Below are 13,104 nucleotides of genomic sequence, written 5' to 3' on the forward strand. Positions count from 1 at the left end.
GCCCTCAGCCGGGGCCGCCGCGCGCGGCGGTCCGCGGCGCCTCCGCGTGGAGCCATCAGCCACGACGGCGCCGCAGTCGGCCGACGACGCATCGCGACACTTCCCGCGGAGCGCTCAGGCCCTGTCCGGCAGATCTTCGCGGGCCCGCGACACCTGGCACGGCGCCCCCAGCTACCGCTGGGAGGTGCCCGCTACACCAGACGCCGCGGGCCCCGCGGCGTCAGCCGCTGATGTCACAGGCGCGAAGATCCGCCGGACAGGGCCTAGTCCCTCGCGAGCCCCAGCCGTGCCCACAGCCGCGTACGGTCGTCGGCGGCCACCGACGCCGCCCCGTCCGTCACCGTCTCGTAGACGGCGAGGACGTCCGCCCCCACCGTCGACCAGTCGAAGCGCCGTACGTGCCGGCTGCCCCGCTCCCGCAGCTCGGCCAGCCGCTTCTCGTCGCCCAGCAGCCGCACCGCGGCCGCCGCCAGGGCGTCGGCGTCCTCGTTGGCGAACAGCTCACCCGCCGCTCCCCCGTCCAGCACCTGGGCGAACGCGTCCAGATCGCTGGCGAGGACCGCGGCGCCCGCCGACATGGCCTCGACGAGGATGATGCCGAAGCTCTCGCCGCCCGTATTGGGCGCGATGTAGACATCGACGCTGCGCAGCAGCCGCGCCTTGTCCTCGTCGCTGACCATCCCCAGGAACTCCACGCGCTCCCGCAGCGGCGCGGGCAGATCGGCCACGGCCTCCTTCTCGTCACCGCGCCCGGCGATCAGCAGCCGCGCCCCGGGGCGGGCCTCGAAGATCTTCGGCAGGGCGCGCATCAGCACCGGCAGCCCCTTACGGGGCTCATCGATCCGGCCCATGAAGCCGATCGTCTCCCCCTGCCACTCCTCCTTCGGCTCGGCGTCGGCGAAGAAGTCCACATCGACGCCGTTGGGGATGACCACCGCGTCCCCGCCCAGGTGCTCCACCAGCGTCCGGCGCGCGTACTCGCTCACCGCGATCCGCGCGCTGATCTTCTCCAGCGCCGGCTGGAGGATCGGATACGCCGCGATCATGGCCCGGGAGCGCGGATTGGAGGTGTGGAACGTCGCGACGATCGGCCCCTGGGCCGCCCAGCAGGCCAGCAGCCCCAGCGAGGGCGAGGTGGGCTCGTGGATGTGGATGACGTCGAAGGCGCCGTCGTGCAGCCAGCGGCGCACCCGCGCGGCCGACAGGAACCCGAAGTTCAGCCGGGCCACCGAGCCGTTGTACGGCACCGGCACCGCGCGCCCGGCGGAGACCACGTACGGCGGCAGCGGCGTCTCGTCGTCCGCCGGGGCCAGCACGGAGACCTGGTGGCCGCGCCGGATCAGATGGTCGGCCAGATCTCGGATATGGAACTGGACGCCGCCTGGGACATCCCAGGAGTACGGGCAGACGATCCCGATCCTCAAGGCTTCTCCGTTTCAGGGCGCCCAGGGCTTCCGGGGCCCTCGGGACTTCCCGCGCTTCCGGGACCGCGGTCCAGGTCCGCGAGCCACAGCCGCTGCAGCATGTGCCAGTCCTCCGGGTGCTCGGAGATCCCCGAGGCGAAGGCGTCGGCAATCTCCTGGGTCATGACGGCGGTCCGCTCCTCGCGGTTCCCGTCCCCGGGCGCCTCGACGGGCGGATGCACCCGCCCCCGCATCACCGGCGACTCGTCGTACCAGAGGGTCACCGGCAGCAGCAGGGCGCCGGTCTGGAGGGCGAGCGCGGCGGGCCCGGCCGGCATCTTCGCCCGCTCGCCGAAGAACGACACCTCCACGCCCGAGGCGGACAGATCGCGGTCGGCGACCAGGCACACCAGACCGCCCGAGCGCAGCCGCCGCGCCAGCGTCCCGAAGGCGCTCCCGCCCTGGTGCGGCAGCACCTCCATGCCCAGCCCCTCGCGGTAGGCCACGAACCGGTCGTACAGCGACTCCGGCTTCAGCCGCTCCGCGACCGTGGTGAAGGGCACCCCCAGATGGGTGGTCACCCAGGCCCCGGCGAGGTCGTAGTTGCCCATGTGCGGCAGCGCCAGGATCACGCCCCGGTCCTCGGCGAGACCGTCCACCAGATAGTGCACGTCCTTGACGTCGAAGCCGCCCCGTATCCGCTCCGGGCTCCACGCCGGAAGCCGGAAGGACTCCATCCAGTAGCGCAGGTACGAGCGCATGCCCGCCCGCGACAGCTCGGCCAGCCGCCGGGGCGAGGCGTCCGGCACCACGCGCGCCAGGTTGGCCTCCAGGCGCAGCACGCCCTTGCCGCGCCGCTTCCACGTCTGGTCGGCGATGCGCTGCCCGAGGCGCACTGCGACCGGCTCCGGGAGCTTCTTGACCACGCTCCAGCCGAGTCCGTACAGCGCGTCGGTCAGCCTCTCCTTCACCGCGCCTCGCCCCCCTGGGGCACCGTCCGCTCCCCGGCGTCCGCCTCGGCGGCCTCCCGGCGCACCGTCACCACCCGCTGGACGAGGGTCACCGCGCTGCCGACGGCCACGATCCACAGCGCGATCGGGAGCAGGATCTCGATATGGGGCACGCCGAACTTGTGCAGCCCCGAGAGGCCGCACGCCACCAGCGAGATCACCAGCCGCTCGGCACGCTCCACCAGCCCGTTGACGTTCACCGGCAGGCCGATGCTCTCGCCGCGGGCCTTGGTGTACGAGACCACCTGGCCGCTGGCGAGGCAGAAAATCGTCACCGCACACAGCACATTGTCGTCCCCGCGGCCCGCGTACCACAACGTCAGACCGCCGAAGATCGCGCCGTCGGCCACCCGGTCCAGCGTGGAGTCGAGGAACGCCCCCCAGCGGCTGGAGCGCCCCAGCTGCCGCGCCATATTGCCGTCGACCAGGTCGGAGAAGACGAACAGCGTGATGACGACGGTGCCCCAGAAGAACTCCCCGCGGGGATAGAAGACCAGTGCGCCCGCGCACACGCCGGCGGTGCCGGTAAGGGTCACCGCGTCGGGGCTGACCCCGAGACGGATCAGCAGAGCGGCGAACGGTGTGAGAACACGCGTGAAGAATGCACGCGCGTACTTGTTCAGCATGGCCTTCCCGGGGGGTCGAAACGGGCCGGGTGGTCAAGAGGCCACCGGCGCGCCCATCGTAGCCAGGCCCCGGAGGGGCACCGTGCACCTGTCGGACGGCTCCGCGACCCCGCGCGTGGTACGGCCGCATGTGTGACGTATGGACGCACCGTTACAGGGGTGGAAAGCTCGAAGTATCGCAAGGTGTCGACCGGGAGGCGAGACACATGGGCGAGAAGATGAGTACACACCCAGGGGCCGCCGGAAGGGCAGTGGCGGCCGACCGGCCCAGCTCCCTGCGGAATGTGGTTCTGGTCGGCCACAGTGGGACCGGAAAGACGACGCTGGTGGAGGCCCTCGCACTGGCGACGGGCGCGGTCAACCGGGCAGGCAGGGTCGAGGACGGCGGCTGTCTCTCGGACTACGACGATATCGAGCACCGGCAGCAGCGTTCGATCCAGCTGTCGCTGGTCCCCGTCGAATGGGGCGGGATGAAGATCAATCTCCTGGACACCCCGGGCTATGCCGATTTCGTCGGGGAACTCAGGGCCGGTCTGCGAGCGGCGGACGCGGCCCTTTTCGTTGTCTCGGCCGCCCAGGACGCCCTGGGCATCACCGGGGCCACCCGCATGATCTGGGACGAGTGCGCCGCGGTCGGAATGCCGCGGGCCATCGTGATCACCCACCTCGAAGCGGCCCGCGCCAGCTTCGAGGACATGACCGAGCTGTGCCGGGACAGCTTCGGCGGCGACGACCCCGACGCCGTGCTGCCGCTGTACCTGCCGCTGCGCGGCGAACCGGAGCCGGACGGGCACGCCCCCGTGACCGGCCTCATCGGGCTGCTCACCCAGCGGGTCTTCGACTACTCCTCGGGGGTGCGCACCGAATCACCGCCCCGGGAGGACCAGCTGCCGCTGGTCGAGGAGGCCCGCGGCCGGCTCATCGAGGGGATCATCGCCGAGAGCGAGGACGAGACCCTCATGGACCGCTATCTCGGCGGTGCGGAGATCGACGTCAAGACGCTGATCGAGGACCTGGAGAAGGCCGTCGCACGCGGCAGCTTCCACCCCGTGCTGGCGGCGGCGCCCGCCGCGGCGGGGTCCAAGCAGGGCCTGGGCACCGTCGAACTGCTGGACCTGGTGACCGGCGGCTTCCCGTCCCCGCTGGAGCGCGAGACGCCCGACGTCACCACCCCGCAGGGCACCGCGCGCCCGCCGCTGAGCTGCGACCCGGACGGTCCGCTGGCCGCCGAGGTGGTCAAGACCTCATCCGATCCGTATGTCGGCCGGATCTCCCTGGTGCGGGTCTTCTCCGGCACCCTCCGCCCCGACGAGACCGTCCATGTGTCCGGACACGGTCTGGAGGACCGCGGCCATGAGGACCACGACGTGGACGAGCGGGTCGGTGCCCTGTCCGCGCCCTTCGGCAAACAGCAGCGCACCCTCCCCCAGGCCATCGCGGGCGATCTGGCGTGCGTGGCCAAGCTGACCCGCGCCGAGACCGGGGACACCCTCTCGGCCAAGGACCAGCCGCTCCTGATGGAGCCCTGGCAGATGCCCGATCCGCTGCTGCCGGTGGCCATCCAGGCGCACAGCAAACCGGACGAGGACAAGCTGTCGCTGGGCCTGTCCCGGCTGGTCGCCGAGGACCCGACGATGCGTCTGGAGCAGAACCCGGACACCCATCAGGTGGTGCTGTGGTGTCTGGGCGAGGCGCATATGGACGTCGCGCTGGAGCGGCTGCGCAGCCGGTACGGCGTCCAGGTGGACGCGGTACCGTACAAGGTCTCGCTGCGCGAGACCTTCGGGGCGAAGTCGGCCGGGCGCGGCCGCCATGTCAAGCAGTCCGGAGGGCACGGCCAGTACGCGATCTGCGAGATCGAGGTGGAGCCGCTGCCGGAGGGTTCGGGCATCGAGTTCGTGGACAAGGTCGTGGGCGGCGCGGTGCCCCGGCAGTTCATCCCGTCCGTCGAGAAGGGCGTGCGCGGCCAGGCCTCGCGCGGTGTCGCCGCCGGGTACCCCCTGGTCGATGTGCGGGTCACGCTGCTGGACGGCAAGGCGCACTCGGTGGACTCCTCCGACGCCGCCTTCCAGACGGCGGGAGCGCTCGCGCTGCGCGAGGCGGCCGCCGACGCCCGGATCGACCTGCTGGAACCGGTGGTGGAGGTGGGCGTGCTGGTCTCGGACGACTATGTCGGCGCCGTCATGAGCGATCTGTCCGGCCGGCGCGGCCGGGTCGTCGGCACCGAACAGTCCGGCGGCGGACAGACCTTGATCAGGGCGGATGTACCTGAGATCGAGATCGGTCGGTACGCGGTCGATCTGCGATCGCTTTCGCATGGCACGGGGCGGTTCAGCCGCTCCTACGCCCGGCATGAGCCGATGCCCCACCAGCTGGCCGAGCGGATGCGCGAACAAGTCGCCGCGGAGGCGTAGTTCACGACCCGTCCGTGGGGTAGTCCACGGCCCGTGCATGGGGTGGTCCACGCCCCGTGCACGGGGTGGTTCACGCCCTGTCCATGGGGTAGTTCACGGCCATGTCACGGCCCGTCCGTGGCGTAAGTCACGGCCCGCCCGCCCCAACCGCGCCGGGGCGGGCGGACCTCCGCCGTGGGCCGTCCACCGGCGGTTCCGCGGGCGGTCTTCTCCACGAGGGTTTTCCACAGGCCGCACACGCCCTGGCGACAGGCGGTGCACACCCCGGATACGCTGAGGTCGCAGCGCAAGAGCGTGCCGTATTGGGGGCGTTGGTGACGGACGGATTCGACTTCAGTCCCGGGGCGCAGGTTCCCCTGTCGGGAGCGGCGGGACAGACAGCGGCGACGCAGGCCCTTGCGTCGGCCGCCTACCGCGACGACCCCGTGGCAAAGTTGCTCGACGCCAATTCGGAGTGGACGGTCTCGGAGGTCAAGAAGCCGAGGATCTCGCTCTTCGAGCCGAATCTGGGCGAGGCGTTCGCACGCGCCGTCCAGACCAGAATGCTCGGCGGCGGCCGGGGCCAGGTGATCCAGTCCTTCGGCATAGAGCCCCAGACGGTGGTCGAGCACTGTCTGGCCGCCAACCGCATCCGCAAGACCCGTGACGCCCGGCTCACCGCCGTCATGGTGATCTTCGGGCTGCTGTTCCTGCCCGGAGTGCTGCTCTGGCTCGGCGCCTTCCAGCTGCGCCGCTCGGTCGCCGGTGCCCAGGACAAGCGGATGGGCGCGCTCGGCACGGCGCTGCTGGTGGCGCTCGGCGTGATGGTCGTCATCTTCCTGATCAAGCTGCCCTTCGGGGGCTTCTGGGGGATCTATCTCCGGGGCGTCGTGGTAGCCCCGATCATCGGCTGGTACATCGCCAAGCAGATCTGCGAGCGCACCGCCAAGGACCTCCGGGACTCCTGGGGCGGGCTGCTCTCCGGCGGCGGCGTCGGCGCCAAGGTGCCCGAGACGGTGCCCAACCACCCGGGCCAGACCGCTGCCGAGGAGCTCCGCAAGGCGCTCCACAAGCTCACCGCCGAGCAGCACAGCAATGTGGTCTTCTACGCCGGTCCCAAGGGCATATTGGGCATGGGCACCCGCTGGGGCAGCTGGCAGCTGGCCGAGGACCTGGTCTCGGCCGATCCCGACAAGGAGATCGACCCCTTCCGCAGCTGGGACGTCATACGGGCGATCCATGACCAGCTGCGCATGCTGGAGCGCACCCCGCTGCACACCGGCGGCTTCCCCACCCCCTCCGTGCGCCACTGGGTGGTCTCGCCGATCGGCGAGGGGGCCAAGGCGGTCGAGCGCGGCGGCACCTCCGAGGAGGAGGGCTTCCAGATAAAGGGCGTCGATCTCCAGCGGATCTGCGACACGCAGCAGTTCGGCGCCGGTGACCGGCACTATCTGGGTGTGCAGTTCGTGCTCTGGGACGGCCAGTTGGTGATCACCCTGATGATCACGGTGACCCTGCTGCACAAGACGCTGCGGATCGAGGTCACCGGGCATGCGCTGGGGCCGATACATCCGCTGTTCCACAACAAACCGTCGGCGCCCAGCAAGACGGTCGCCAAGACCTTCCGGTTCTGGGAGACCAAGTCCATCCCGCTGCCGCTGGTGAACACGAAGGAGGTCGTGCGGCTGACCGCGCGCGCCCCCTTCACCTGGTACCCGCCGATACTCGACCACCTCGGGGGCAAACTGGTCCTGCCCGAGCCGTTCGGTCTGCGGCACGCCTGGGCGGACAAGCCCTGGCGCCACCGCTTCATGGCGGACGACGCGCTGCGCGCCGCCACCCCCGTGCTGCGGGTGGTCCATGAGGCGGCCATCGGGGTGCTCAAGCACCACGGTGTGGACACCGAGCGCTTCGGCAACCGCTCGCTGGCCCTCAGCGGCCAGGTCCAGGACGTGGCCCCGAAGAAGGCCGATCTGTACGACGCGTAAGGGCACGACGTGTCGGGGCACGACGCGTAAGGCAGACGCAACGGGTCGGGCCCTGGCCACACGGCCGGGGCCCGACCCTGAGCGGCCGCTAGGCCCCCGGCCGGGGCCAGGCGTCGGCGAGCAACCGGCGGGTGTCGGCGAGGAGTTGCGGCAGCACCTTGGTGCTGCCGATCACGGGCATGAAGTTGGTGTCCCCGCCCCAGCGCGGCACCACATGCTGATGCAGATGCGCCGCGATCCCGGCACCGGCCACGGTCCCTTGGTTCATGCCGATGTTGAAACCGTGCGCACCCGAGGCGGTACGCAGCGCGGTCATGGCGGCCTTGGTGTACTCCGCGAGCTCCACCGTCTCCTCGGCGGTGAGGTCGGTGTAGTCGGCGATATGCCGGAACGGGACGACCATGAGATGGCCGCCGGTGTACGGATACAGATTGAGCACGGCGTAGACGGACTCGCCGCGAGCGATGATCAAGCCGTCCTCATCGGACTTCTCCGGAATGGAGCAGAACGGACAGCCATCGCCCGCGCCCGGGCCGGTCGGCTTGTTCTCCCCCTGGATGTAGGCCATCCGATGGGGCGTCCACAGGCGCTGGAACGCGTCAGGCGTCCCCACTCCGATCTGCTGTTCCGGCTCACTCGTCATGCGGGCCAGCATATTCGCCCCGCAGGGGTGAGGAAGAGCCGAGGGGCGGCCCTGGTCAGGGCCGCCCCTCGGAATCCTAGCCTCCGTGGAGACCGCTACTGGATCAGACCTGGATCCGGCGCTCCACGGCGTCGGCGATCTCGGTCAGCGCCTGGTCGATCGGGATGCCGTTCTTCTGCGAGCCGTCGCGGTAGCGGAAGCTCACCGCACCGTTCGCGACATCCTCGTCACCGGCGATCACCATGAACGGGACCTTGGCCTTCTGCGCGTTCCTGATCTTCTTCTGCATCCGGTCCGAGGACGAGTCCACCTCCATCCGCAGACCCTTCGCCTTGGCCTGCGCGGCGAACTCCTCCAGGTACGGCACATGGGTGTCGCCGATCGGGATGCCGACCGCCTGGACCGGGGCGAGCCACACCGGGAAGGCGCCCGCGTAGTGTTCCAGCAGCACCGCGAAGAAGCGCTCGATCGAGCCGAAGAGCGCCCGGTGGATCATGACGGGCTGCTGGCGGGAGCCGTCCGCGGCCGTGTACTCCAGGTTGAACCGGGCCGGCTGGTTGAAGTCGACCTGGATGGTCGACATCTGCCAGGTGCGGCCGATCGCGTCCCGGGCCTGGACCGAGATCTTGGGGCCGTAGAAGGCCGCGCCGCCCGGGTCCATGACCAGCTCCAGGCCCTGCTTCTCGGCGGCCTTGCGCAGCTCCTCGGTGGCCTCTTCCCACTGATCGTCGCTGCCCATGAACTTGTCGGAGTCGTCCCGGGTGGACAGCTCCAGATAGAAGTCGCTCAGGCCGTAGTCGCGGAGCAGGTCCAGCACGAAGGTGAGCAGATTGTCCAGCTCATCGGCCATCTGCTCCTTGGTGCAGTAGATGTGCGAGTCGTCCTGGGTGAAGCCCCGGGCCCGGGTCAGGCCGTGGACGACGCCGGACTTCTCGTAGCGGTAGACCGTGCCGAACTCGAAGAGCCGCAGCGGCAGCTCGCGGTAGGACCGCCCGCGCGCCCGGAAGACCAGGTTGTGCATCGGGCAGTTCATGGCCTTGAGGTAGTAGTCCTGGCCCTCGAACTCCATGGGCGGGAACATGCCGTCCATGTAGTGCGGCAGATGGCCGGAGGTCTCGAAGAGCTTGGCCTTGGTGATGTGCGGGGTGTTGACGAACTCGTACCCCGCCTCCTCGTGCCGCTTGCGCGAGTACTGCTCCATCTCCTTGCGGATCACACCACCCCGGGGGTGGAAGACCGCGAGGCCCGAGCCCAGCTCGTCGGGGAAGGAGAACAGGTCCAGCTCCGCGCCCAGCTTGCGGTGGTCGCGCTTCTCGGCCTCGGCGAGGAAGTCCAGGTACGCCTTCAGCTCGTCCTTGGTCGGCCAGGCGGTGCCGTAGATCCGCTGGAGCTGGGGGTTCTTCTCGCTGCCCCGCCAGTACGCGGCGGCGCTGCGCATCAGCTTGAAGGCCGGGATGTTGCGCGTGGTCGGCAGGTGCGGACCGCGGCACAGGTCCTTCCAGCACAGCTCGCCGGTCTTGGCGTCGAGGTTGTCGTAGATGGTCAGCTCGCCCGCGCCGACCTCGGCGGACGCGCCCTCGGCGGCGTCCGCGGCCGATCCCTTGAGCCCGATCAGCTCCAGCTTGTACGGCTCGGCGGACAGCTCCTCGCGCGCCTCCTCGTCGGTGACCGCGCGGCGGGAGAACCGCTGCCCCCGCTTCTGGATCTCCTGCATCTTCTTCTCGATGCGCTTGAGATCGTCCGGGTGGAACGGGGTCTCGACGTCGAAGTCGTAGTAGAAGCCGTCCTTGATCGGCGGGCCGATGCCCAGCTTCGCCTCCGGGAACAGCTCCTGCACCGCCTGGGCCATCACATGCGCGGTGGAGTGGCGCAGGATGTCCAGACCGTCCTGGCTGGTGATCTCCACCGGCTCGATCTCGTCGCCCTCGGCCGGCCGGTACGCCAGGTCCTTGAGCTGCCCGCCCACGCGCACGGCGACGATCGAGCGGTCGCCGGTGAAGAGGTCCGCCGTCGTAGTGCCCGTGGCCACCACGCGTTCTTCCCGCTCGGAATCGCGTTGGATGATCACACGGACGTCTGACACCGGTCTCTCCTGACTGATGGATGGCTCCCCGCGGCGAATGCCGCGCAGCGTGAATCGTACCGAGCCGACGGGCGGGACCGCGAAACGGTTGTGGACGCCGCCAGCGCCGCCGTCACCGCCCGGGGTGACGGCCGCCGGACGCCGTCACCGCCCGGGATCACGGTCACCGGACGCCGTCACCACGCGCGAGGGCCGTCGGACGGACGCCGTCACCGCCCGGGGCGGCCCCCGCCCGACGCCATCACGAGCTCGGGCGGCGGCGGTCAGGGGCCGCCGCCGCACGCCTCCTCGAAGAAGTCCAGGTTCTCCTGGAGCGACTTGACCAGCCGGTCCCGCTCGGCCTCGTCCACCTGGACCGGGGTGACGCCGCCGGCCCCGCTGAGCCGCCGGAAGCCGCCGCGGCTCTCCAGCCGCCCCCGCACCCGGATCGGCAGCCCCACCAGATGGGCATGGCCGGCGATGCGGTAGTCCTCCTCGTCCAGGGTGATCCGCACCTGCGCGACCTCCGCCCCGGAGAGCACCCGCAGCCGTAGCGTCCCGGGACCGCCGGGGCCGGTACGGCGCAGCCGCACCACCGCACCGGTGAGGCACACGGGAACGGACGGCTCATCCCGGACATAGCGGACACCCGCCTCCCTTAACCCCGGGAGATCGCCGGGCGAGAACTCCACCGGATCGGGCCGGGCGGCGAACCCCGGCGGCGGACCGGCGGCCGGTGACCACTCCAGCGCCACCCGCGCCCCCTCCGTGCCCTGGACCAGCCCGATCACCGCCTCGGTCAGCTCCCGGCTGGCACCCGCCGCGACCGCAGCGTCATACGCCTCCATGCCGCCGGTCGTCCGGTGGTAGTCGGCGGCGTCCCGGAGGGCGTACAGCGCGCGCAGCAGGGTGACGGCGGTGGCGCGGCCGTCCTCCTCGACGGGCACGAAGACGGTCAGCTCACGGCCGCCGGACTCGGCGCCCGGGGGCCCGGTCAGCACCCGCTCCAGGGATGCCTCGGCGGCGCGGCGGTGCCGGGCACCGTAGTAGCCCGCGCGGCCGCGGGCGGCGAGCGCTCCGGCCAGCAGGGTGTCCCGGGCGGCGGCGCGCAGCCGCTCCTGCGCGGTCCAGGCGGAGGTGCCGCCGGGGGATTCGGGCACCTCGCGCCGCCAGCGGATCTCGTCGCTGGGCACGGCGAGGCCGGTGAGCACCTCGCGGGCGGAGGGGGCGGCGCTGCGGCTGAGCGCCATCAGCGCCTCGCCGAGCAGATCGCCGCTGTCGGGGAAATCCCGGCTCTCGGGCACCAGCAGGCTGGTGCCTCCCGCGAGCCGGCCCGGCGGGGTCCAGCGGGCATAAGCCCCCGGGGTGCCGCCGCGGCGGCGCCAGCCGTGCCGGGCGAGCAGGGCGCCGAGGACGGCCGGATCCACCTCGTCGGGGCGCGGGACCGACAAGGGTGCCGGGTCGTCCTGGGGCCATGGTCGGTCCATCACGGTCTCCCTCCCGCCCCGACCCGGGTCATGATCTCGCAGAGCGCGCGGTCGTCGAAGATCCGCGAGGTCGGGATCCGCACGGTGGTCCGGCGGCGGCCCGTGACCGCGTGGCCGGCCAGATTGATCCAGTAGCAGCAGTGGCGCAGGGACAGGCGGTCATGCCCGGCTCGCAGCCAGTCCTCCTGGCCGCGCGGCACGATCATCACCACGAGGATCTTGTGCACGGAGACCGGGCTGCGGGCCAGCTTGACCAGGTGGTCGTTGTCGAGCGTGAAGGCGAAGGTCGGCCCCGGAGGGTCCGGCGCGATCTGGTACGTGGCCTTGAGCTGCACCTTGATGGTGACCTCGTCGTCCACGGCGTGGCCGCGGGCGCTGTGGCTGACGTGCCAGTCGATGCCGTGGTCGGGGAAGGGCTGGGCCAGTGAGCAGCCCGCGGCGGCGGCCACCGCGTGCAGATAGCCCACCTGAAGGGTCTCCATACAGGCGGTGGTGGCGATTTGGCCACGCACGGGAGGTGATCCGCTCAGGGCAAGGCCGCTCGCCGTCGGGGCCGGGTCGGGTGTTGCGAGCGTCATGTCCGTGACGCCTTCCGGTCGTCGCCGGCTTCGTACACCTGTGTTGTCTCCGCGTCAGGACCTCGGCAAACAGCGGCGGTTCGAGGTCCTCCCTCCGGGTATCACCTGGTCGGGGCGGGATCAGATGTCATCGAGGGGAAATGCACGAGGAGTTGAGGCCATGCCGTCCTGGTTCGAAGGGCCGCTCGCCGCCTTTGACACGGAGACCACGGGTGTCGATGTCGAGCATGACCGGATCGTATCGGCGGCCCTGGTGGTGCAGCGTGGGACCGGAAGTCTGCCGGAGATCCGGCGCTGGCTGGTGAGTCCGGGCGTGCCGGTGCCGCCGGCCGCCACCGAGATACACGGTCTGACCGACGCTCATCTCCAGCGGCACGGCAGATGGCCGGCGCCGGTGGTGGACGAGGTGGCGCGGGCGATAGCGGAGCAGGTCACCCGGGGCACCCCGCTGGTGATCATGAACGCGCCGTTCGATCTGACCCTGCTGGACCGGGAGTTGAAGCGGCATCGCAACTCCAGTCTGGCGGGCTATCTTTCGCTGCGCTCCATGACCGTTCTGGATCCGCGGGTGCTGGACAAGCATCTGGACCGCTATCGCAAGGGCCGCCGCACCCTGATCGATCTGTGTGAGCACTACGGCGTGGAGCTGACCGGCGCGCATGACGCGGCGGCGGACGCGGCGGCCGCACTGCATGTCGTACGGGCGGTGGGCCGCCGGTTCGCCTCCCGTCTGGAGACGCTCACGCCCGCCGAGCTGCACGCCCGCCAGACGGTCTGGTACGCGGCGCAGGCCCGGGGGCTGCAGGCGTGGTTCGCGCTCAACGGCTCGGACGAGGTCTGCGATCCGGCCTGGCCGCTGCGGCCGGACCTGCCGGCCGCGGCCTGATATTTCGAACCCGGCGCGCGCTCGACCA

10 protein-coding genes are annotated in these 13,104 nt (G+C 70.9%); 3 read left to right on the plus strand and 7 right to left on the minus strand.

Annotated elements, in window-relative coordinates; translation table 11 throughout:
- Window positions 1-263: 263 nt before the first annotated feature.
- Genes JK364_RS30550 through pgsA form a run of 3 tightly spaced genes read right to left on the minus strand, consistent with a single transcriptional unit; the run spans window position 264 to window position 3,039 of the window.
- Window positions 264-1,424: a glycosyltransferase family 4 protein gene (locus JK364_RS30550; protein ID WP_201854579.1), complete on the minus strand. Its 1,161-nt coding sequence runs from the start codon at window positions 1,422-1,424 to the stop codon at window positions 264-266.
- Complete coding sequence (locus JK364_RS30555; RefSeq protein WP_201854580.1) at window positions 1,421-2,374, minus strand: phosphatidylinositol mannoside acyltransferase; 954 nt, start codon at window positions 2,372-2,374, stop codon at window positions 1,421-1,423. The genes JK364_RS30550 and JK364_RS30555 overlap by 4 nt, the downstream gene beginning before the upstream one ends.
- Window positions 2,371-3,039: a phosphatidylinositol phosphate synthase gene (gene pgsA / locus JK364_RS30560; RefSeq protein ID WP_201854581.1), complete on the minus strand. Its 669-nt coding sequence runs from the start codon at window positions 3,037-3,039 to the stop codon at window positions 2,371-2,373. Before pgsA ends, JK364_RS30555 begins: the two co-directional genes overlap by 4 nt.
- 206 nt (window positions 3,040-3,245) lie before the next feature.
- On the opposite strand from pgsA, the gene JK364_RS30565 reads away from it, so the two are divergent.
- Together JK364_RS30565 and JK364_RS30570 are read left to right on the plus strand one after the other, a co-directional pair.
- Complete coding sequence (locus tag JK364_RS30565) at window positions 3,246-5,453, plus strand: elongation factor G-like protein EF-G2 (protein WP_201854582.1); 2,208 nt, start codon at window positions 3,246-3,248, stop codon at window positions 5,451-5,453.
- A gap of 314 nt (window positions 5,454-5,767) precedes the next feature.
- The gene (locus JK364_RS30570; protein WP_201854583.1) at window positions 5,768-7,420 is read left to right on the plus strand and encodes an AbeC-like domain-containing protein; all 1,653 of its coding nucleotides are present in this window, start codon (window positions 5,768-5,770) and stop codon (window positions 7,418-7,420) included.
- 88 nt (window positions 7,421-7,508) lie between these two features.
- On the opposite strand, the gene JK364_RS30575 is transcribed toward JK364_RS30570, so the two are convergent.
- From JK364_RS30575 to JK364_RS30590, 4 genes are all read right to left on the minus strand, one after another.
- On the minus strand, window positions 7,509-8,075 hold the full coding sequence (locus tag JK364_RS30575) for an HIT family protein (RefSeq protein ID WP_201854584.1): 567 nt from the start codon (window positions 8,073-8,075) through the stop codon (window positions 7,509-7,511).
- Between the two features lie 91 nt (window positions 8,076-8,166).
- On the minus strand, window positions 8,167-10,146 hold the full coding sequence (thrS, locus tag JK364_RS30580) for a threonine--tRNA ligase (protein WP_201854585.1): 1,980 nt from the start codon (window positions 10,144-10,146) through the stop codon (window positions 8,167-8,169).
- A gap of 263 nt (window positions 10,147-10,409) precedes the next feature.
- The gene (locus tag JK364_RS30585) at window positions 10,410-11,612 is read right to left on the minus strand and encodes a hypothetical protein (RefSeq protein WP_201854586.1); all 1,203 of its coding nucleotides are present in this window, start codon (window positions 11,610-11,612) and stop codon (window positions 10,410-10,412) included.
- A complete protein-coding gene (locus tag JK364_RS30590; RefSeq protein WP_372462015.1) occupies window positions 11,612-12,190 on the minus strand; it encodes a DUF4365 domain-containing protein in 579 nt (192 codons plus the stop codon). The genes JK364_RS30585 and JK364_RS30590 overlap by 1 nt, the downstream gene beginning before the upstream one ends.
- Window positions 12,191-12,350: 160 nt before the next feature.
- On the opposite strand from JK364_RS30590, the gene JK364_RS30595 reads away from it, so the two are divergent.
- Window positions 12,351-13,076, plus strand: a complete 726-nt coding sequence (locus tag JK364_RS30595) for a 3'-5' exonuclease (RefSeq protein ID WP_201854587.1) — start codon at window positions 12,351-12,353, stop codon at window positions 13,074-13,076.
- Window positions 13,077-13,104 lie beyond the last annotated feature (28 nt).

The organism is Streptomyces endocoffeicus, from assembly GCF_016741935.1.
In the GTDB taxonomy this organism is placed as follows: Bacteria; Actinomycetota; Actinomycetes; order Streptomycetales; family Streptomycetaceae; genus Streptomyces; species Streptomyces endocoffeicus.